The organism is Comamonas sp. HJ-2 (assembly GCF_053615495.1).
Window position 1 is genome coordinate 121,697 of the sequence record NZ_JBSIFD010000004.1, and the last position, 18,996, is coordinate 140,692.

The 18,996-nt window shown below is 63.6% G+C and carries 14 protein-coding genes; 7 read left to right on the forward strand and 7 right to left on the reverse strand.

Going from position 1 to position 18,996, the window contains the following annotated elements; translation table 11 throughout:
- Nucleotides 1-7: 7 nt before the first annotated feature.
- Together ACWGXF_RS05235 and ACWGXF_RS05240 are read right to left on the reverse strand one after the other, a co-directional pair.
- Nucleotides 8-1,156: an ABC transporter permease gene (locus ACWGXF_RS05235; protein ID WP_003069558.1), complete on the reverse strand. Its 1,149-nt coding sequence runs from the start codon at nt 1,154-1,156 to the stop codon at nt 8-10.
- A complete protein-coding gene (locus tag ACWGXF_RS05240) occupies nt 1,153-2,541 on the reverse strand; it encodes an efflux transporter outer membrane subunit (protein ID WP_256629478.1) in 1,389 nt (462 codons plus the stop codon). Before ACWGXF_RS05240 ends, ACWGXF_RS05235 begins: the two co-directional genes overlap by 4 nt.
- 235 nt (nt 2,542-2,776) lie before the next feature.
- Here ACWGXF_RS05240 and ACWGXF_RS05245 point away from each other — a divergent pair, with 235 nt between their 5' ends.
- Nucleotides 2,777-3,526, forward strand: coding sequence for a response regulator (locus ACWGXF_RS05245; RefSeq protein ID WP_003069560.1), 750 nt, complete (start codon nt 2,777-2,779; stop codon nt 3,524-3,526).
- On the forward strand, nt 3,511-4,683 hold the full coding sequence (locus ACWGXF_RS05250; protein WP_256629475.1) for a sensor histidine kinase: 1,173 nt from the start codon (nt 3,511-3,513) through the stop codon (nt 4,681-4,683). Before ACWGXF_RS05245 ends, ACWGXF_RS05250 begins: the two co-directional genes overlap by 16 nt.
- Here ACWGXF_RS05250 and ACWGXF_RS05255 read toward each other — a convergent pair.
- A complete protein-coding gene (locus ACWGXF_RS05255; RefSeq protein WP_440588469.1) occupies nt 4,658-6,217 on the reverse strand; it encodes a DUF3482 domain-containing protein in 1,560 nt (519 codons plus the stop codon). The genes ACWGXF_RS05250 and ACWGXF_RS05255 overlap by 26 nt on opposite strands.
- The gene (locus ACWGXF_RS05260; RefSeq protein ID WP_256629472.1) at nt 6,214-7,665 is read right to left on the reverse strand and encodes a DUF2868 domain-containing protein; all 1,452 of its coding nucleotides are present in this window, start codon (nt 7,663-7,665) and stop codon (nt 6,214-6,216) included. Before ACWGXF_RS05260 ends, ACWGXF_RS05255 begins: the two co-directional genes overlap by 4 nt.
- Before the next feature lie 187 nt (nt 7,666-7,852).
- Between ACWGXF_RS05260 and trpB the strand changes: the two genes are divergently transcribed.
- Both trpB and ACWGXF_RS05270 read left to right on the forward strand, forming a co-directional pair.
- Nucleotides 7,853-9,055, forward strand: coding sequence for a tryptophan synthase subunit beta (trpB, locus tag ACWGXF_RS05265; protein ID WP_452101740.1), 1,203 nt, complete (start codon nt 7,853-7,855; stop codon nt 9,053-9,055).
- A gap of 120 nt (nt 9,056-9,175) precedes the next feature.
- Nucleotides 9,176-10,552 carry a glycerophosphodiester phosphodiesterase family protein gene (locus ACWGXF_RS05270; protein WP_452101741.1) on the forward strand — a complete coding sequence of 459 codons (1,377 nt, stop codon included), beginning with the start codon at nt 9,176-9,178 and terminating at the stop codon, nt 10,550-10,552.
- 66 nt (nt 10,553-10,618) lie between these two features.
- Here the strand turns inward: ACWGXF_RS05270 and ACWGXF_RS05275 are convergent, their stop codons facing one another.
- Together ACWGXF_RS05275 and ACWGXF_RS05280 are read right to left on the reverse strand one after the other, a co-directional pair.
- Nucleotides 10,619-10,939 (reverse strand): hypothetical protein, encoded by a 321-nt coding sequence (locus ACWGXF_RS05275; RefSeq protein ID WP_057094265.1) that lies wholly within the window; start codon nt 10,937-10,939, stop codon nt 10,619-10,621.
- Between the two features lie 26 nt (nt 10,940-10,965).
- Entirely contained in the window at nt 10,966-12,198 is a 1,233-nt protein-coding gene (locus ACWGXF_RS05280) for an ammonium transporter (protein ID WP_087864040.1), read from the reverse strand.
- Nucleotides 12,199-12,407: 209 nt separating this feature from the next.
- Here ACWGXF_RS05280 and cls point away from each other — a divergent pair, with 209 nt between their 5' ends.
- The 3 genes from cls to ACWGXF_RS05295 all read left to right on the forward strand — a co-directional run bounded on the left by cls (nt 12,408) and on the right by ACWGXF_RS05295 (nt 16,150).
- Nucleotides 12,408-13,862, forward strand: a complete 1,455-nt coding sequence (gene cls / locus ACWGXF_RS05285; protein ID WP_452101742.1) for a cardiolipin synthase — start codon at nt 12,408-12,410, stop codon at nt 13,860-13,862.
- Between the two features lie 246 nt (nt 13,863-14,108).
- Nucleotides 14,109-15,449: a C4-dicarboxylate transporter DctA gene (locus tag ACWGXF_RS05290; RefSeq protein WP_003069580.1), complete on the forward strand. Its 1,341-nt coding sequence runs from the start codon at nt 14,109-14,111 to the stop codon at nt 15,447-15,449.
- Between the two features lie 8 nt (nt 15,450-15,457).
- A complete protein-coding gene (locus ACWGXF_RS05295; protein WP_012836626.1) occupies nt 15,458-16,150 on the forward strand; it encodes a GntR family transcriptional regulator in 693 nt (230 codons plus the stop codon).
- Nucleotides 16,151-16,225: 75 nt separating this feature from the next.
- Here ACWGXF_RS05295 and metH read toward each other — a convergent pair whose 3' ends face one another.
- Complete coding sequence (metH, locus tag ACWGXF_RS05300) at nt 16,226-18,985, reverse strand: methionine synthase (protein ID WP_080692899.1); 2,760 nt, start codon at nt 18,983-18,985, stop codon at nt 16,226-16,228.
- Nucleotides 18,986-18,996: the final 11 nt, after the last annotated feature.

Below are 18,996 nucleotides of genomic sequence, written 5' to 3' on the forward strand. Positions count from 1 at the left end.
TCAGGCCTTAACGCAACAGGGTTGCCGGGTCGGCACGCAGCAAGCTGCGCATGGCGCCCAAACCCGACAGCAGCGACAGCACGGCCACCAGAAAGCCGCACGCAAGTACCGCTGACAGATTGAGGGCAACAGGGACGCGGTAGCTGGATGCAATGCTGAGCAGCACCGCACTGGCCAGTGCCGCCAGCACAAAGCCCAGGCCGCCAATCCAGCAGGCCTGCTCGACCACCACACGGCCCAGTGCCGCTCGGCTCACGCCCAGAGCATTGAGCACCGCATACTCGCGGGCGGACCCTGCCACCACCGCCTTGAGCGACTGGCTGGTCACGATGGCGCCCACCAGGCAGACGATGACAGCCATGAAGAGCACGCCGGCACCGGCTCCGGTATCGAGCATCCAGTAACGCTGAGAGCGGCGCGCAAAGGCATCCGCCGTCCAGACCTCGTACGGGCCGAAGCTGCTGCTGGACTGGCTCAATCTCGCCTGTGCCTCGCCGGCCTTGGCTCCTTGCTTGAGGCGCGCCACGAAATAGGTGCTGCCATGCTCGGCACTGGTTTCTGCAATTTCGCGGGCCGTGCTGAGCGAGGCGATCACGTTGACACCGCCCAGGCCGCGCAAGCCGTCTACGGCAGCCACGATCTTGACCGCATGGTTGTTGATCCAGGCCGTGCTGCCTTCCTGCGCGCCCAGAGTCCCCAGGTCCGCCCTGTCCACAATCACGGCACCGGGCTCGCGCAGCAGCTGTCGCTGCCAGGAGGTGAGCACCTTGGTGAACATCATGGAGTTGTCCGCAGTGCTGACGCCCGAAAGATAGACCGAGACTCCGCCTCCGGTCGCGCCCTGGGCACCGGCGCGCGCGCGCCAGTCGCCATCGACCCAGACATAGGATTCCACGGCCGCCACATCGGGGTCCATGCGCAGACGCATCTCCACATCGCTACCGATATTGCGCCCGAAGTTCACGCTTTGCGTGCCCGGATAGCCCACCCAGAGATCGGCCGAAGAAGCCGTCACGTAGATCGCGGCAGAGCCGAAGATGCCCAGCACCAAGGCGGCCTGCATGGCCAGCAGAACGCCCGAAAAGCCCACGGCGAACACCGAAGGGACAAAGCGTCTCCACTCATGGATCAGCGTCTTGCGCGCCAGGGCAATCATGGCTGAGCCTCTGTGGTCCGGGTAACAAGCGCGGCATCGACAGGGGCAGCACCCACTGCCTTGTAGAGAGCCACATAGGCCAGCGCCTCGGCAGCCCTGGCGGTTGCCAGCTCGCTCTGGTTTTGCAGGCTGGCGCGGGCGCTATCGATGCCCGCAAGCTCGCTGGACAGGCCCAGTTGCTGGCGCACTGCCTGAGCCTTCTCGCGCCCGGCATGAATCTGCTGCTGGGACTGCAGCTGCTGCTGCCTTTGCTGCTGGGCGGCAACCGCTGCCAGGGCAGTTTCGGCCTCGGCAATGCCATTGAGCACGGCCTGGCGGTATGCCTTGATGCTGGCCTGCAGCGCCAGCTCCTTGCCGTCTGCCACGGCACGGCGGCGACCCCAGTCAAAGAGCGGAATGTCGATCTGCGGACCGACCATGGGAATGGAGTCCGAGGTCGTGCGGTGATTGCGCGTCAGGTTGTATGCATACAGCAAGGACCCCGTCAGGGTCAACCGCGGATAGAGCGCCGCGCGCGACACGCCGACCTCGGCCGCAGCCTGCTCCACCGCAGCCTCGGCACTTTGAATATCGGGGCGGTTGCGCAGCAGGTCTGCCGGCAGTACGGCAAGCGCCTGCATTGCGGGCAACGCGGCATCCGTCCTGGGCTGCAGCCACTGCGGCTCGGCGCGCTCACGTCCCAGCAGGGCAGCCAGCGCATGGGCAGCACGCGCCTGGGCTTCGTTCAGGGTGGACAGCTGAGACTCTGCGGTGCGCAGCTGCAGCTGTTGCTGCTCCAGAGACTGGGCATCTGTCAGTCTCTGCTCATGCCGAATCTGCAAGAGCTGCAGCTGTCGCTGCGCCTGCTGCAATTGCCTCTCGACCAGGCTGCGCTGCACCTGGGCCAGCCGGATATCGAGATAACGGTGCACCACATCGGCCACCAGCGCCACCCGCGCTGCATGCAGCTGGGCTTGCGCATCCAGCACGCCGGCCGCGCCTGCACGGCGCGCCGCGGCGGAGTCACCAAACAGACCAAGATCCCAGCTCACATCAATGCTGGCATGGAAGTAAGTATCAACTGCCGCAATATCCTGTAGAGTCCGCGCTCCGGTGCTGACTATGGGGCGAAAAGCCGCATCTGCCGTACCCGCCAGCAAGCGCTGCTGACGCAGACGCAGCACGGCCTGAGCCACATCAAGATTCTGGGCCAGCGCCTCGTCGACCAGCGCATTGAGAGCAGGGTCATTCCAGGCACGCCACCATTGAGCCAGCTCCGCGGGGTCCGACTTTTGAGCCGACTCCTGCTGCTGCCATTGGGGTGGCGTGGTTCGGTCCAGCTTGACTGCCTCGGGCGCAGCACAGCCTGCCAGCAACGACAAGACACACAGACACAGACTGCCCATGCGAAGACGCGAGACGTGAGAGGGAAATATCACAGCGCAGTTGGCTCAAGCTTTAGGTTGTACCCCGGGGAAGCTGCAGAAAGCAGAGACAGCTTTCCATCCTCGCCATTGAACGGCAGCAAGCTTTCGCCAGATTGCAGGGTTTATGTAGGAATTATGGAGAGCCTCCGCCATTCGGCTATTGCAGCGGCAACGCACATAATGTGCAGATAACAAGTTTCAGGGAGTCCAGCAGATGCATGACTTTGCTGCACACAAAACCATGACTACTTTTACGCAACCCGCTTCCACGCCCATGGTGCTTGTAGTCGAAGACGAACCCGGAATTGCCGGCGTTCTCAGCGCCTATCTGGAGCGCGACGGCCTGCGCATTCGCATGGCGCAAGACGGCGAGGAAGCCCTGCAGAGCTTTCGCCAGCTGCGCCCGGACCTGGTGCTGCTAGACATTCATCTGCCCAAGGTCGATGGAGTGGATGTGCTGCGCATGATCCGCAATGACAGCGATGTCCCCGTCATCATGGTGACGGCCCTGGCAGACGATGTGGACAAGCTGCTGGCACTGCGCCTTGGGGCGGACGACTATGTGGTCAAGCCTTTCAACCCTCCCGAGGTGGTGGCCCGGGTGCGTGCCGTGCTGCGCCGCACCCAGGCCAAGCCTGCGCCGGTGGCCGCGCCCATACGCGTCGGCCCCATAGAGATCGACGTGGAAGCCCATAGTGCAGCCGTCTATGACGATGCGGGCCAGGCCGTGCCTCTGGCGCTGACGCTCACGGAGTTCCGTCTGCTGGCCTGCCTGGCGGCCCAGCCACGCCGCTGCTTTTCACGTGCCTACCTGATTGAGAACTGCCTGCCGGAAAGCGATGCGCTGGAGCGGGTGATCGACTCCCACCTATCCAAACTGCGCCGCAAGCTGCAACTGGCCGGCCAGGACGGGCTGATCGAGACCGTGCGCGGTATTGGCTATCGTCTATGGCCCTGGGACTGAACCGCATCTGGGTCCGCTTTGGTCTGTGGATCACGGCGGCCGTGCTGCTGGCCATTGCCTCCCTGGCCATTGGCGTGCTGGCGTTTTCCGAGCTGCAGTACCGCGAGTTCTACCGCCACCTGCCAAGTCCCGTCAGAACCGAGCTGGAGGCGCTGAAGTCCCAGGATCTGGAGGACAGCCCCAGAGCCCTGCAGATCTACTCCGAGTACTGGGAAGGCGACCGCCTGTTTGGCGAGAAATGGTCGCTGGTCATCGGCCTGGCTGTCAGCCTGCCTTTCGGCATGGCCGTGGGCTTCTGGATTTCGCGACGCATCACCAGTCCGCTGGCCTCCATGGTGGAAGTGGCTGCGCGCGTGGAGCGTGGCGATCTGGCCTCCAGAGCCGTCAAGGGCAATGCCCATGGCGAGATGGCCGAGATGATCGATGCCTTCAACGGCATGGTTGATTCGCTGGAGACGCTGGAAGCAGAGCGTCTGGCCACGGCCGCCTCCATCTCCCACGAGCTGCGCACCCCATTGACGGTGCTGCAGGCAAGACTGCATGCGATCTGCGACGGCGTCATCGACTCCAGCCAGGCCGAGATGAAGACGCTGCTGGCCCAGGTCGAGCATCTGGGACGGCTGGTCGGCGATCTGCACACCCTGTCCATGGCCGACGCCGGACAGCTGTCTCTGCGCAAGGAACGCATAGACCTCGCCGCACTGGTCGGTGATGTCGTCGAGGACTTGCACCCACAGTTGCAAAAGCTGGACATGGCGCTGTCACTGGATCTGCCCATGCAGGACGGCGATGGCAGCACCGATATCAAAGCCGACGTCGATCGCTTGCGCCAGATCACCACCAACCTCATCAGCAACGTGCTGCGTCATGCCAGCAGCGGCCACTGGCTGAGCATCCGGGTGCATACAACCTCCGACCACCAGAACCAGTCATGGGTGACCCTGGAAGTGGGCGATGCGGGGCCCGGCCTTGCTGACGAAGTTCTAGCCCACCCCTTCCAGCGCTTTGCCCAGACTCCCGGCAAGCGTCGCAGAGAAGGCTCGGGTCTGGGCCTGTCCATCGTCAAGGCTCTGGTGACCTCGCAGGGCGGCACCGTCAGCACGGGCGTCTCCGAGCGTGGCGGCGCGCTTTTTACCGTGCGCTTTCCCCGTCTCTGACACCGCACTCTGCATTCAGCCCCGGATAGAGGTCGGCCATGATCTGCTGCAGGCTTTGCGAGAGCAGCTCCATCATGGCGACTCTCTGCGCATCGGTAGCCGCTCCTGCGGCATGTGCTTCGCGCAGCTGCGCCCAGAGTGCCGCCCATTGCGCGGCATGCGTCTGCACCGTGCCTTGGGCCAGCTCACTCCATTGACTGGGCGCCGCAGGGCTGGTGTAGCGACCGCGACCACGGCCGAAATGCGAGATCAGCAGGTACTTGAGCAATACCTGAGCAGCTGCTGCGTTCAGATAGTCGGTCGAGAGTTGAAAGCTCTGCTGCTCCTGGTCGAACATCTTGTTCGCGCCCCAAGCCGCGCCCCCAAAGGTGATGGCCCCCAGCAGCGCCCCCACCAGGGCACCGGCACCCAGCGTCAAACCTCCTGCCATCAGATCGGCCCCCAATCCTGTGGCTGCACCGGCAGTCAACGCCCCCCACAAGCTGGCTGCCTGCGCATCGACCGGCGTGGTGATCTGAAGCTGGCTGCGCAATTGCTCCTGTATCTGACTGGCCGCCTGACCGTCGAGTCCATGAATCTCGAGCAAGCGCTGGGTGGCCTGCACATCGGCCTGACGCAAAGCCTGCATCAGCCGCTGAACGGCTGCCTTGGCCTGGGCTCCGAGCCGCTCTTCACCCTCTGCCGATTTACCCAATTTGGCGGTGAGCTGGCTCAGGCTTTGCCAGGCTCGCGCCAGCAGTTTGCCTTGCTCGGGATCAAGCTTTTCATGCAGACCTGCCGCAGCTATCAGCTGATCTGCCATGACCCCCAGGCTCGCCTGCTCGCGCTGCTGCTGCAGCAAAGCGCGCTGTGCCAGCAGGCGCTGATAGGCAGACTGTTTGGACTGAGGCAGCAAAGGCGCAATGCTTTGCATCATCTTGCGCTCATGCCACCAGCTGCGCGTGAAGGCATCCAGCACCAGCACATCGCGCACCACGCTTTGAAAGCTCTGCGTCGCCTGCTGCCAGCGCCGCAAATCTTCCTGTGTCTGCTCTGCCGTGGTGTCGCTGCCAATCTGGTTGAGAAGCACGATGACCGGCTTGTTCATCCAGGCCAGAATGTTCATCTCGGCGCTCCAGTAGCCTGCATCGGCCGGGTCTTCAGCCGCGTTGACGAGGTAGAGCATCACATCCGCATGATCGCGCGCAGCGAGCAAGGCACGCTGACTCAGATAGAAAGGCCTGTCGCGCCAGCGATCCCAGACATTGCTGAGAAACCAGCCCAGCGGATTGCCCTGCTGCCGCAGGCGTTCATAAAGCCGCACCGAGTCGCCGAAGCCCGGTGTATCCCAAAGCCACAGCTCATCGCCCTGCTGCGTTTTCTGAAGCAGATAGCGCTGTGACTGAGTGGTCACATGTGCGGCATCGTCAATCTCGCCGACATCGTCGGCCATCAGCGTACGGGTCAGCGTGGTCTTGCCGATATTGGTGTGCGACAAAAGACACCACTGAATGCTGCTGTCAATCGAAACCAGCTCGTTGCTCTCACTCATCATCGCACTCCTGCGCCTGGCACCAGGGTCGCGTTCAGGCCCGCGCCGCGCACAAATTCCCGCCACAGCTGCTCGCGCTCCTGCACTCGCGCCGGGGCACCGCTGTTGCGCGCACGAAAGTCCGCCGCCCATAGCCACACATCGGTATGCGCGCCCCAGCGGTTCAATACCTGCGCCAGCAGCACGCCATGAATTTCCGCCTCGGGCGTGGCAGCCAGATTGAGCAACAGCACCTGCTGTGCGTCAACAGCCGAAGCGTCCGGCAAGGGCGATCCATAGGCCAGCACCGGCAGCAACGCAAGCTGCGCACCAGCGCCGTAGCTCTGCACCACATGGCTGCGCAGGGCGGCTTCGCGCTCGGGCGTGATGTCCAGGCTGTAGGGCTGCACCAGCAGCGCCGTTGCACGCCCCGCCCAGTCACGCTGCAGCTTCTGGAAATAGGGCTGCTGCAGCGGCAATGTCAGATGCTGGCTCAACCACCAGACCCTGGCACCCTGCCACAGCGCCAGCAGCAGACGCGGCGCCACCACCATCAATCCCAGCAACCAGCTGTAGAGCTGCACCCAGCGCGGCCCCGCATCTGCGGCATCGCCGGCCGACCAGCCCTGCAGTGCCTGGATCTGCGCCAGACTCCACGGTGCTTGGCCCAGCAGATGCTGCACCGGCGCAAACAGCATGTTCAGACAGGTCTGCACGGCAGAAGGCGAGAGGAAAGTGCTCTCCCACCCCACTTGATAAGCCTTGGTGAGGCCGGTGAGCCATAGTGATGCCAGCGCACCCAGTGCCAGCATTGCCGCACCCAGATGCAGACACACAAGCCATTGCGCATGGCGCGGTCTCTGGTTGACCTGCCACCAGTTGCGCTCGAAGTTCAGCGCCATCTTGCGCAGCCCGGTGCCGCGCGAAACACTCCACCTTTTCGTCTGCAGCTTTTGCAGCCAGCCACCGGGTGCAGCCACGGGCCGCTGTGCCGCAGCGCCCTGACCCGGCTCAGGCTCCAGCGGTGCAATCACTGTTTGCCTGCGCCGAACAAGACTGCGCAGCCAGGACAGCAGCAACAGCACATAGACCAGCAGATTCCACAGCACGATACCGATCAAGGAGGCGGAGAGCAGATCCACACGATGCGGGTCCGTGATCGCATGACCCGCAAAGCCCAGCGCAAATGCCGCTGTCATCACGGCCAGCACCAACCAGCGTGAAATACCGGCGCGCTGCCGGGCCACGGCGCGTATGTCGGCAGGCAGCTGCGCTGCAGCAATCACGCGTTGTGCCCGCTCCTGCAGAAAACTCTCGAACGCTGCACGGCCGCCGCCCTTGGCCTTGCCCTGGGCGTGCAGGCACTCTTGCGTGATGGCAGTGCAGCGCTCGGTCGTGGGCAGCGCCTCGTGCGGAGCTGCGGTTTCCAGGGCATGGGCAAAGACAATATCGCGGGCTGAGCTGGCTTTCATGTCGCTATTGTGTTTCAGAGCAGGAGCAGGTTGCCTGCCAATATCAAAACAATAGCTGTCAGCGCTTTCATATTGAGGGCTGCGTTCATTTCTGTGCTGATTCCATCCGGACTTGCCTGCAAGCGACTTGAGCCCGCCGTGTGCTATGAATGCAGCTTTGCTGCACCACACACCAAGGAGACAAGTCATGACCCAGAACCCCCAGGCCATGCCCGATGCGCAAGGCTTCTTCGGCCCCTACGGCGGCCAGCTCGTGCCGCCAGAGCTCAAGCGATGCATGGACGAGATTGCCGCGGCCTACGAGGAGATCGTCAAACGCCAGGACTTCCAGGACGAGCTGGCCGCGCTGTTTGCCGACTATGTGGGCCGGCCCAGCCCCATCTTTCACGCCAGGCGCCTGTCCGATCAACTGGGCGGCGCGCAGATCCATCTCAAGCGTGAGGATCTGAATCACACGGGGGCTCACAAGATCAACCACTGCCTGGGCGAGGCACTGCTGGCCAAATTCATGGGCAAGAAAAAAGTCATTGCCGAGACCGGTGCCGGCCAGCATGGCGTGGCCCTGGCCACGGCCTGTGCGCTGGTGGGCATTACCTGCGAGATTCACATGGGCCAGGTGGATATCGAGAAGGAGCACCCCAACGTCACCAAGATGCGCATCCTGGGCTGCAATCTGGTGCCAGTCACGCGTGGCGCGGCCACGCTGAAGGAGGCAGTGGACAGCGCCTTCGAGGTCTATCTGCAGGACCCCGTCAACACCATTTACGCGATTGGCTCGGTGGTCGGACCCCACCCCTTTCCCATGATGGTGCGGGACTTCCAGTCCATCGTCGGTCGTGAGGCACGCGAACAGTTCCAGACCCGGCACGGCAAGCTGCCCGACCATGTGGCCGCCTGCGTGGGCGGGGGCAGCAATGCCATGGGCATCTTCACGGCCTTCCTGGGTGACGAGTCCGTGCATCTGGTGGGCGTGGAACCTGCCGGCGAGGGCGTGGACAAGCCCGGTCGCCATGCCGCCACGCTGTCGGTTGGCAAGCCCGGCGAGATTCACGGCATGAAGTGCTATGTGCTGGAGAACGCCGACGGCACGCCGGCCGCCGTGCACAGCATTGCCTCGGGCCTGGACTACCCCGGCGTGGGCCCGCAGCACAGCTATCTCAAGGATATAGGCCGCGTGGACTACCAGTCCGTGGACGACAAGGAATGCCTGAATGCCTTCATGACGCTGTCGCGTGTGGAGGGCATCATCCCGGCGCTGGAAAGTGCGCACGCCGTGGCCTGGGCCATGCGCGAAGCGCCGGGGCTCGGCAAGGACCAGCATATTCTGGTCAACCTCTCGGGTCGCGGCGACAAAGATGCCGATTACGTCGCCAGGAAGCTGGGACTGTAACTGCCGCACCCCGCACAAGGCTGCCGCCCCGGCAGCCTTGTGCTTCGGAGCGTGACATGCTCCGAGGGCACGGTCACACAACCGTCATCAACAAGCGCAAGCATGAGGCGATCTCCATCCATGCCTGAACCCATGCCCCATACCCGCCACCCCGTCTTTGCTCTGACCTTGCTTGCAGCCTTTGCCCTGAGCGCCTGTGGCGGCGGAGACGGCCCGACACCAGCGCCTGCGCCGCAGTTTCTGACGCTGGACGGCAAGCAGCCCCAGGTCATCGCCCACCGCGGCTACTCGGGTCTGTACCCCGAGCAGACCCAGATGGCCTATGAAAAAGCCATTGATGCGGGCGCCGACATGATCGAGCTCGACATGCACATGACGCGCGACTGCCAGCTGGTGGCACGCCACAACGCCTGGCTGAGCGACAGCACCAACATCGCCGACGTTGCCAAGAGCAATTCCTATGTGGCCGCGCGCAAGCGCACCACGCCCGGGGTATGGGTCGATGTGAAATACCCCGCGACACCCGACAACGGGCCGGCCCGCTATCTGAGCGACCGTATCGATCCCAACAACCAGAAATCCGTGCTTCAGGCCCTGGTCGTCGATGGCGAGGACCACACCGGCGACTGGTCCATCTCGGACTTCACCCTGCATGAGCTGCGCACGCTGCTGGGCGGCACCATACTGGACAACCGTGCCGACCGCCCCACGGAATGGAATGGCAAGTTGCCGCTGATCAGCGCACAGGATGTGATCGATATCGCGCTCGCCAAGGGCAAGGCGGCAGGCCGCACGATTGCCGTCTACGCCGAGACCAAGAACCCTTACTGGAACAACCAGCAGGCCATCGCCAACAGCTGCGGCACGGGCGAGCATCCGTTCGAGGATGCCGTGATGGCGCTGCTCGAGAAGAACCAGCTCAACCGCAAGGACGCGCCCATCTACATCCAGAGCTTCGACCCCGACAGCCTGAAGTATCTGCGCAAGGCGGGCATGAAGGCCAAGGGCGTGCAGCTGATCGATGGCAATGACTACAACTTCAGGGATGGCTCGGTCGGCTACATCACCAGCGACGAATGGACCTTCATCAGCGGCCGCCCCTATAGCTGGACGCTGGCAGGCGATGCGCGCACCTTCGCGGTCATGCAGACACCGGCAGGCCTGGCCGAGATCAAGACCTATGCCGACGGCATCGGCCCCTGGAAACCCCAGGTGCTGGCCCATTCCGTCGTTCCCTACAAGGACGGAGCAGGCCTCAAGGATGTGAACACCTTGAAGGACACGGGCCTGATCGCCAATGCGCACAAGGCAGGACTGGTGGTGCACAGCTTTACCTTCCGCAGCGAGGCCAGCCGCCTGGCTGGCATCTTCAAGGGTGACCCTGCACAGGAATACCTCGCTTACTACCGCCTGGGCATTGACGGCGTGTTCACCGATTTCACTGCTGCTGGCATCAAGGCTCGCGAAGCCTATATCGCCGAGCTGAAAAAGCCATAGACCGGGCTCGTTGCCGGCATCGGCCTGAGCGCCGGTGCCGTCCCGGCCTCAGGTCCTGCTTGTGCCTCAGCGCAGCCCGCCGATATAGCGTGCCGAGGTGCGCAGTATCTCGGCGGCCTTGGTGGTGACCGAGCTGTCGCTCTGCGCAGTCTCGGCAGGCACTGCATGCCGGGGCTTGTCGCCGCTCCAGCTGTCCTGCAGACGCCGGGCCAGGCGCGCCAGCTCCTCGTCCTGTTGCTCTCGCGCATGCTCCAGCGCAAAAGCCACCATGGCCTGTGCATAGGCCTGGTTGCAGGCCATCCATTCGGTATCGGTCACCCGGCCCGTCCTGCGCCGCAGCACCACATGCAGATGTGCGGCCACCGCCACTCGATCGCTGTCCTCCATACACCGCTCCTGTCTTTGATGGATCACTAGTGCTGACGCTCCAGATGCAGACTGATATCCAGGCCCTCCATTTCCTGCACGGCATCCACACGCAAAGGCATCAGCAGACGGATCAGCACCAGTACCCCGGCCGTGGCTGCGCCGCTGTAGGCAGCCACGGCTGCCACGGCAATCAACTGGTTCATCACCGTCGCGCCTGTGCCCGCAATCAGGGGGTCGGCAAACACCGCCGTGAGAATGGAGCCCGCAATGCCGCCCACGCCATGCACGCCGAACACATCGAGCGAGTCGTCGGCCCCGAGACGGCGCTTGAGCCAGGTTGCGCCCCAGAAGCAGACTGCGCCCGCAATCAAGCCTATCCACACCGCACTGCCCACCTGCACAAAGCCGGCAGCCGGTGTGATGGCCACCAGTCCGCCCACCATGCCCGAGAGCAGGCCCAGCAAGGTCGGAGCGCCGCGAACCAGCCATTCCACCACCATCCATGCCAGACCGGCAGCCGCTGCCGCCACGAGAGTGACCACAAAGGCCAGCGCTGCACGCCCGTCGGCAGACAGGGCCGATCCCGCGTTGAAGCCGAACCAGCCGAACAGCAGCAGCGCCGTGCCCATGGCCGTCCAGCCCAGGCTGTGCGGCTCGAATGGCTCGGTTCCGTAGCCGCGCCTGCGCCCCATCATGAAGGCACAGACCAGTGCCGCCACGCCCGCATTCACATGCACCACGGCGCCGCCGGCAAAGTCCAGTGCACCGAGCTGGTTCAGCCAGCCCCCGCTCTCCCACACCCAGTGGGCCACCGGCGCATAGACCACCACGCTCCACAGCGCGGCAAACACCAGCAGGGCCGCAAAGCGCATGCGCTCTACCACGGCCCCCACGATCAGCGAGGTGGTGATGATGGCGAATGCGGCCTGGAACAGGGCATAGGCCGCCTCGGGCAGATGCGGTGCCAGATGGCTGACCGAGATCACGCTGCGCCGGCCATCGAAGTGCAGCGAGGCAAACCAGGCTCGTCCCAGATTGCCAAGCCAGGCAGACTCGGCGGTGAACGCAAGCGAGTAGCCCAGGCCGAACCAGGTCAGGGTGACCACGCAGGCCACCGCAAACACGGCCACCATGGTGTTGACCACATTCTTGCGCCGCACCAGCCCCGCATAGAACAGGGCAATGCCCGGCAAGGTCATCAGCAAGACCAGCGCCGACGCGACCATGACCCAACCGGTATCTGCCTTGTCGATGGCAGTCAATGGCACCATTTCCATGCACTCCCCCCTGCTTGTTTGCTTTGACAAAAAAAGGAAGCAGGTTCCATGCCAGTGCCATGCCGATCTGTCGATGCTTCATGATGGATAGCAGCATGCGTTGATCCATCAAGGTCTTTGCGCCTGTTTCATGAGAACCACGACGGGCAGCTTGTGCTCAGGCCTGAGCCCGTTATGCTCGACAAGGTCCATCGTTGCTGCACTGATTCATGACCTGGCTGCTGCTGACTCTTCATGTATTGCTGATTGCCGGCTTCGGCCTGCGCATTCTGCTGCGCAGAGACATGCGGCCCGATGTGCGGCTGGCCTGGCTCATGGTCATCGTGCTGCTGCCCTATGTGAGTTGCCTGCTGTACTACCTGTTTGGGGAAGTGGCCCTGGGCCGTGTACCAGGCCGCAGAAGGCTCAATGTGCGCGAGTTCTGTCAGACCCGGGGCAGCGCCCTTGCGTCCGCACCCGGCCCCATGTCGCAGGCACGACCCGCCATTCCCGATCAATGGCTGCCGGCCTTCCGCTATGCCTCGTCCATCAACGGCTTTGTACCGCTGCCCGGCCACAGGGCCGAGCTCATGCGCGATGGCGCGCATGCCCGTGCGCAGATGCTGGCCGACATGGATGCCGCGCGCCACGAGATCAATGTGCTGCACTACATCTGGCTGGACGACAGCACCGGCACCGATGTGGCCCATGCCCTGATGCGTGCCGCGCAGCGCGGCGTGACCTGCCGGGCCATGGTCGACGGTCTGGGCTCGCGCGCACTGACGCGCTCGCCACTGTGGCAGCAGATGCGGCAGGCCGGCGTGCACCTGGCGATTGCCCTGCCCATCAGCAATCTGCTCAAAGTCATGCTGACCAGCCGCATCGACCTGCGCAACCACCGCAAGATCACGCTCATAGACGGCAGGATCAACTATTGCGGTAGCCAGAACTGCGCCGACGAAGGCTTTCGCATCAAGGCTCGCTATGCCCCCTGGGTGGACATCATGCTGCGCCTGCAGGGTCCGGTGGTCATGCAGATGCAGCAGGCTTTTGCCAGCGACTGGGCGCAGTCCGATGCGTGCCTTGCACCACCGACAACCGAGGCCGAGACCGAGGCCGGCGCTACCGCTGACGACGGCTTCCATGCCGTTGCGATTGCCGAAGGGCCGACGGAAAGAGCACGCTCTACACCCCAGCTGGTTGCCAGCCTGCTGGCCTGTGCGCAGCGCGAGGTCGTGATCTCCACCCCCTACTTCGTGCCCGACAGCACGGTGCTAGATGCCTTGTGCGCCGTCGCGCTGCGCCAGGTGCAGGTCACACTGATCCTGCCCGCCCGCAATGACTCATGGATAGTCGGTGCCGTCAGCCGCAGCCATTACTGGCGGCTGCTGAGCGCCGGGGTCCATATCCACGAATTCCGCCCCGGCCTGCTGCATGCCAAGACCCTGTGTCTGGACGGATCGGTCAGCCTGATCGGCTCCACGAATCTCGATCTGCGCAGCTTTGACCTGAACTTTGAAAACAATGTATTGCTGCACGACGAAGCCATCACCGAGGCCATCCGGCATCGGCAACAGAGCTATCTGCACGAATCCGATGTGGTGACGCTGGCACAGGTGCATTCGGCTCCCTGGTGGAAGCGCATCTGGGACAACCTGCTGGGCGCCCTGAGCCCGCTGCTGTAAGCGCCATGCCCTGGCTTTGGGCATGCCCAAAGCCCGCGCACCACGCACGTGCACACTGGCGCCCCCCTCTCGCACCAAGGCGGAACGCCCTTTTATTTCATACGTGAAAGTCAGGGCTGATCCTCCCCTAATTTACACAAATCTGCAGGAATACCCTCTGCTGGCACGCCTTTCGCTTGCCTACATTCTTGTATGCAAGTTTCAGACAACTTGCATACAAGATTCCACAACTTGCGAAAGACGACTATGCGCCGCTTTGTCAGATCACTGTTCGGACAGGTGGTGATCGCACTCATACTGGGTGTGCTCGCCGGATTACTGGCCCCTGAATGGGCCGTGAAACTCAAACCCCTGGGCGATGGCTTCATCAAGCTCATCAAGATGATCATCCCCATACTGGTGTTCTGCGTGGTCGTGCACGGCATTGCCGGTGCAGGCGACCTCAAGCGCGTAGGCCGCGTGGGCGTCAAGGCCCTGATCTATTTCGAGGTTCTGACCACCATCGCCCTGGGTATGGGCCTGGTGCTGGCCTTTGTCTTCGAGCCCGGCGTGGGCATGAACGTGGACACCAGCAAGCTCGATGCCTCGGCCATGGCGGCCTATGCCAGCAATGCCGACAAGCTGACCAGCGGCGGCACGGTGGATTTCCTGATGAAGCTCATTCCCACCACCGTGGTGGAAGCCTTCGCCAAGGGCGACGTGCTGCAAGTACTGCTGTTCGCCGTGCTGTTCGGCTGCGCGCTGACCATGCTGGGAGAACGCGGCAAGCCCGTCTCCGCGCTGGTGGACGCCTTGTCCATGGCTCTGTTCAAGGTCATGGGCATCATCATCAAGCTGGCACCGCTGGGCGTGCTGGGCGCCATCGCCTTCACCGTGGGCCAATACGGCATAGGCTCGCTCAAGCAGCTGGGCATGCTGGTGGCGCTGTTCTACGTCTCGGTGCTGATCTTCGTGTTCGTGGTGCTGGGTCTGGTGATGCGCCTGTCGGGCTTCAGCCTGATCAAGCTGCTGCGCTATCTGCGCGAGGAGCTGACCATCGTCTTCGCGACCACCTCCTCCGACAGCGTGCTGCCCCAGATCATGGCCAAGCTGCGCAACATGGGTGTGCGCGACTCCACCGTAGGCCTGGTGATTCCCACCGGCTACTCGTTCAACCTGGACGCGTTTTCCATCTACATCACACTGGCTGCGGTCTTCATCGCCCAGGCCACCAACACGCCGATCAGCATGTCCGACCTGCTGACCATTCTGGCCATCGCGCTGGTGACCTCCAAGGGCGCACACGGCGTACCGGGCTCGGCCATCGTGGTGCTGGCAGCCACCCTGCATGCCATTCCCGCCATCCCTGCGATCGGCCTGGTGCTGGTGCTGTCGGTGGACTGGTTCATGGGCATTGCGCGCGCCCTGGGCAATCTGATCGGCAACTGCGTGGCCACCGTGGCGATTGCTGCCTGGGAGGGAGACATCGACCGCGAACGTGCCCATGCGGTACTTGACGGCAAGGCCGAGCCACTGACCGAAGAAGAAGACCATGCATCTGCTATCGTGCCGCCTGTCGTAGTCCCCATCCCTCACTCCAGCCACTGAACCAAGCAATGACTCCTGCCTCTCCACAGCACATCGCGGAACGCGTCGTCGAAGCCATCCTGGCCCAGAAACTGGCACCCGGGGAGCGGTTGGGGGAGCAGGAGCTTGCCAACAATTTCGACGTCAGCCGCACCGTGGTGCGCGAAGCGCTGATGCAGCTGCAGGCTCGCGGCTTTGTCCAGGTCCAGGCCCGCAGGGGCTGGTACGTGGTCCAGCCCTCGGCTGCCGAGGCCATGGATGCATTCTCTGCACGGCGGATCATCGAGACCGGCATATTGCAGGAAGCCGGCAAGCCGCTGCAGCGCGTCATCACCAGACTGCGCCGCCATATCGCCCAGGAGCAGAAAGCCATCGCCGGGGCGGACAGCGCCACGCGTGCCTTTCTGCTTGCGGATTTCCATGTCTGCCTGGCCGAACAGATGGGCCACAGGCTGCTGGCCGACACGCTGCGCGATCTGACGGCACGCACCACCCTGGCTGCCACGCTCTACCAATCCACGCACAGCGCCAGCCAGTCCTGCGCCGAGCACGAACGCATCGTGGCCGCCCTGGAACGCGGCGACACCGAGGGTGCCAAGGCGCTGCTGCTGGAACATATAGGCATGGTGGAACGCTCGCTGGAAATCCGTGCGACCGAGACCGAGGAGCCCGGCGACCGACTGCGTGCCACGCTCGCCCCCGTGCTCAAGCAACACCTCTGAGCAACGCTCTCCAAACCAAAAAGCCAGGGGCGTCCCTGGCTTTTTTCATTTGCGAAGTGCGATCTCGAAGCTGGTTCAGCCCAGATTCGGCGCCAGATAGCGGCGCAGCTCCTCGACATCCATGCCACGTCGCTGGGCCATGTCGGCGAGCTGGTCTTCGCCGATCTGGCCCACGTTGAAGTAGCTGGCCTCGGGGTTGCCTATGTAGAAGCCGCTCACGCTGGATGCCGGGTTCATGGCCAGGCTCTCGGTCAGCGTCATGCCGATCTCATCGGCCTGCAGCGCCTTGAACAGGTCGATCTTGGCCGTGTGATCGGGGCAGGCAGGGTAGCCGGGCGCGGGGCGAATGCCCTTGTAGGCTTCCTTGATGAGCTCCTCGTTGCTCAGGTCCTCGTCTTCGGCATAGCCCCAGAGATCCTTGCGCACGCGCTGGTGCAGGCACTCGGCAAAGGCTTCGGCCAGGCGGTCGGCCAGGGCCTTGAACATGATGCCGCTGTAGTCGTCCAGCGCGGCTTCGAATTCCTTGTCCTTCTTCTCGGCGCCGATGCCGGCGGTCACGGCAAACAGGCCGGCATAGTCGGCAATGCCCGACTCCTTGGCGGCCACAAAATCGGCCAGGCAGCGGCTGGGGCGCATCACGGGCCGGCCATCCGGGCCGTCCACGGCCTGCTTTTCGGTCTGCTGGCGCATGCCGTACCAGGTGGTCAGCACCTGGCTGCGCGATTCGTCGGTGTAGAACACGATGTCGTCGCCCACGCGATTGGCGGGGAACAGGCCCATCACGCCATTGGCCTGCAGCCAGCGGCCGTCGATGATCTTCTGCAGCATGAGCTTGGCATCGGCCAGCACCTTGCGCGCCTCCACGCCCACGACCTCATCGTCGAGGATGGCCGGGTAGGGACCGGCCAGATCCCAGGTCTGGAAGAACGGCCCCCAGTCGATGTACTGGGCAATTTCGGCCAGGTCGAAGTTCTTGAACACGCGGCGGCCCAGGGTGCGCGGCACCACAGGCGCATGTCCCACCACGGCGGCATTGGCTCTGGCCTGCTCCAGCGTCCACAGCGGCGTCTTCTTCTTGTTGGCATGCTGGGTGCGCACCTTGTCGTAGTCGGCGCTCAGCTCGTCCAGATAGGCCTGCTTGCCGTCGCCCAGCAGGCTCTGCGCCACGCTGACCGAGCGCGAGGCATCGGGCACATAGACCACAGGGCCGTCGTACTTGGGGGCAATCTTCACGGCCGTATGCACGCGCGAGCAGGTCGCACCGCCGATCAGCAGCGGAATCTTCTTGATGCGGAAGTAGTCGTCCTTGTCCATCTCGCCGGCCACATACTGCATCTCTTCGAGACTGGGAGTGATCAGTCCCGACAGGCCGATGATGTCCGCGCCCTCGGCCTTGGCACGCGCCAGGATCTCGTGGCAGGGCACCATCACGCCCATGTTGATGACCTCGAAGTTGTTGCACTGCAGGACCACGGTGACGATGTTCTTGCCGATGTCGTGCACATCGCCCTTGACGGTGGCGATGACGATCTTGCCCTTGCTGGTCACGTCCATGCCCGCCGCTTCCTGCTGGCGCTTCTCTTCCTCGATATAGGGCACCAGGTGGGCCACGGCCTGCTTCATCACGCGCGCGGACTTGACCACCTGGGGCAGGAACATCTTGCCGGCGCCGAACAGGTCGCCGACGATATTCATGCCGTCCATGAGCGGGCCTTCGATCACGTGCAGCGGGCGGCCGCCGCCCTGCACCACGATCTGCTGGTAGGCCTCTTCGGTGTCTTCGGTGATGAAGTCGGTGATGCCGTGCACCAAGGCGTGCGACAGACGCTCACCCACAGTCTTCGGCGCCTCGGGCGTGCCGCGCCACTCGAGCTTCTTGCTGTCGTCCTTGGCCGCGCCCTTGGCGCTGTCGGCGATCTCGAGCAGGCGCTCGGCCGCATCGGGGCGGCGGTTGAGCACCACGTCCTCCACGCGTTCGCGCAACTGGGGCTCCAGGTCATCGTACACACCGACCATGCCGGCATTGACGATGCCCATGTCCATGCCCGCCGCAATCGCGTGATAGAGGAACACCGTGTGGATGGCCTCGCGCACGGGGTCGTTGCCACGGAACGAGAACGAGACATTGGAGACGCCGCCCGAAACCTTGGCACCGGGCAGGTTCTGCTTGATCCAGCGCACGGCCTCGATGAAATCGACGCCGTAGTTGTTGTGCTCTTCGATGCCGGTGGCCACGGCAAAGATGTTGGGGTCGAAGATGATGTCCTCGGGCGGGAAGCCCACTTCGTCGACCAGAATGCGGTAGGCGCGTTCGCAGATCTCGATCTTGCGTGCAAAGGTGTCGGCCTGGCCTTTTTCGTCAAACGCCATCACCACGGCGGCAGCGCCATAGCGCTTGACCAGCTTGGCGTGCTTCTTGAACTCCTCGACGCCCTCCTTCATGGAGATCGAGTTGACGATGCCCTTGCCCTGCAGGCAGCGCAGGCCGGCCTCGATCACGTCCCACTTGGAGCTGTCCACCATCACAGGCACCTTGGCGATATCGGGCTCGGAGGCAATCAGGTTCAGAAAGCGCACCATGGCGGCCTTGCTGTCCAGCATGGCCTCGTCCATGTTCACATCGATGACCTGGGCGCCGTTTTCCACCTGCTGGCGCGCCACGGCCAGAGCCTCTTCGTACTGCTCGTTGAGGATCAGGCGCGCAAAGGCCTTGGAGCCGGTGACGTTGGTGCGCTCGCCCACGTTGACGAACAGCGTCTCATCGCCGATGAAGACGGGCTCCAGGCCCGACAGGCGCATGGGAGGAATGGCAGTGGAAGGGATAGCAGCGGACATCAGCTCACCTG

Bases quoted from the DNA above. Each gene is read 5' to 3' on its own strand.
- ACWGXF_RS05275 (WP_057094265.1), bottom strand. From the start codon at position 10,939: ATGGAGGACAGCGATCGAGTGGCGGTGGCCGCACATCTGCATGTGGTG.
- cls (WP_452101742.1), top strand. From the start codon at position 12,408: ATGACCTGGCTGCTGCTGACTCTTCATGTATTGCTGATTGCCGGCTTC.
- ACWGXF_RS05290 (WP_003069580.1), top strand. From the start codon at position 14,109: ATGCGCCGCTTTGTCAGATCACTGTTCGGACAGGTGGTGATCGCACTC.
- ACWGXF_RS05245 (WP_003069560.1), top strand. From the start codon at position 2,777: ATGCATGACTTTGCTGCACACAAAACCATGACTACTTTTACGCAACCC.
- ACWGXF_RS05255 (WP_440588469.1), bottom strand. From the start codon at position 6,217: ATGATGAGTGAGAGCAACGAGCTGGTTTCGATTGACAGCAGCATTCAG.
- ACWGXF_RS05295 (WP_012836626.1), top strand. From the start codon at position 15,458: ATGACTCCTGCCTCTCCACAGCACATCGCGGAACGCGTCGTCGAAGCC.
- ACWGXF_RS05235 (WP_003069558.1), bottom strand. From the start codon at position 1,156: ATGATTGCCCTGGCGCGCAAGACGCTGATCCATGAGTGGAGACGCTTT.
- metH (WP_080692899.1), bottom strand. From the start codon at position 18,985: ATGTCCGCTGCTATCCCTTCCACTGCCATTCCTCCCATGCGCCTGTCG.
- ACWGXF_RS05280 (WP_087864040.1), bottom strand. From the start codon at position 12,198: ATGGAAATGGTGCCATTGACTGCCATCGACAAGGCAGATACCGGTTGG.
- ACWGXF_RS05250 (WP_256629475.1), top strand. From the start codon at position 3,511: ATGGCCCTGGGACTGAACCGCATCTGGGTCCGCTTTGGTCTGTGGATC.
- trpB (WP_452101740.1), top strand. From the start codon at position 7,853: ATGACCCAGAACCCCCAGGCCATGCCCGATGCGCAAGGCTTCTTCGGC.
- ACWGXF_RS05270 (WP_452101741.1), top strand. From the start codon at position 9,176: ATGCCTGAACCCATGCCCCATACCCGCCACCCCGTCTTTGCTCTGACC.
- ACWGXF_RS05260 (WP_256629472.1), bottom strand. From the start codon at position 7,665: ATGAAAGCCAGCTCAGCCCGCGATATTGTCTTTGCCCATGCCCTGGAA.
- ACWGXF_RS05240 (WP_256629478.1), bottom strand. From the start codon at position 2,541: ATGGGCAGTCTGTGTCTGTGTGTCTTGTCGTTGCTGGCAGGCTGTGCT.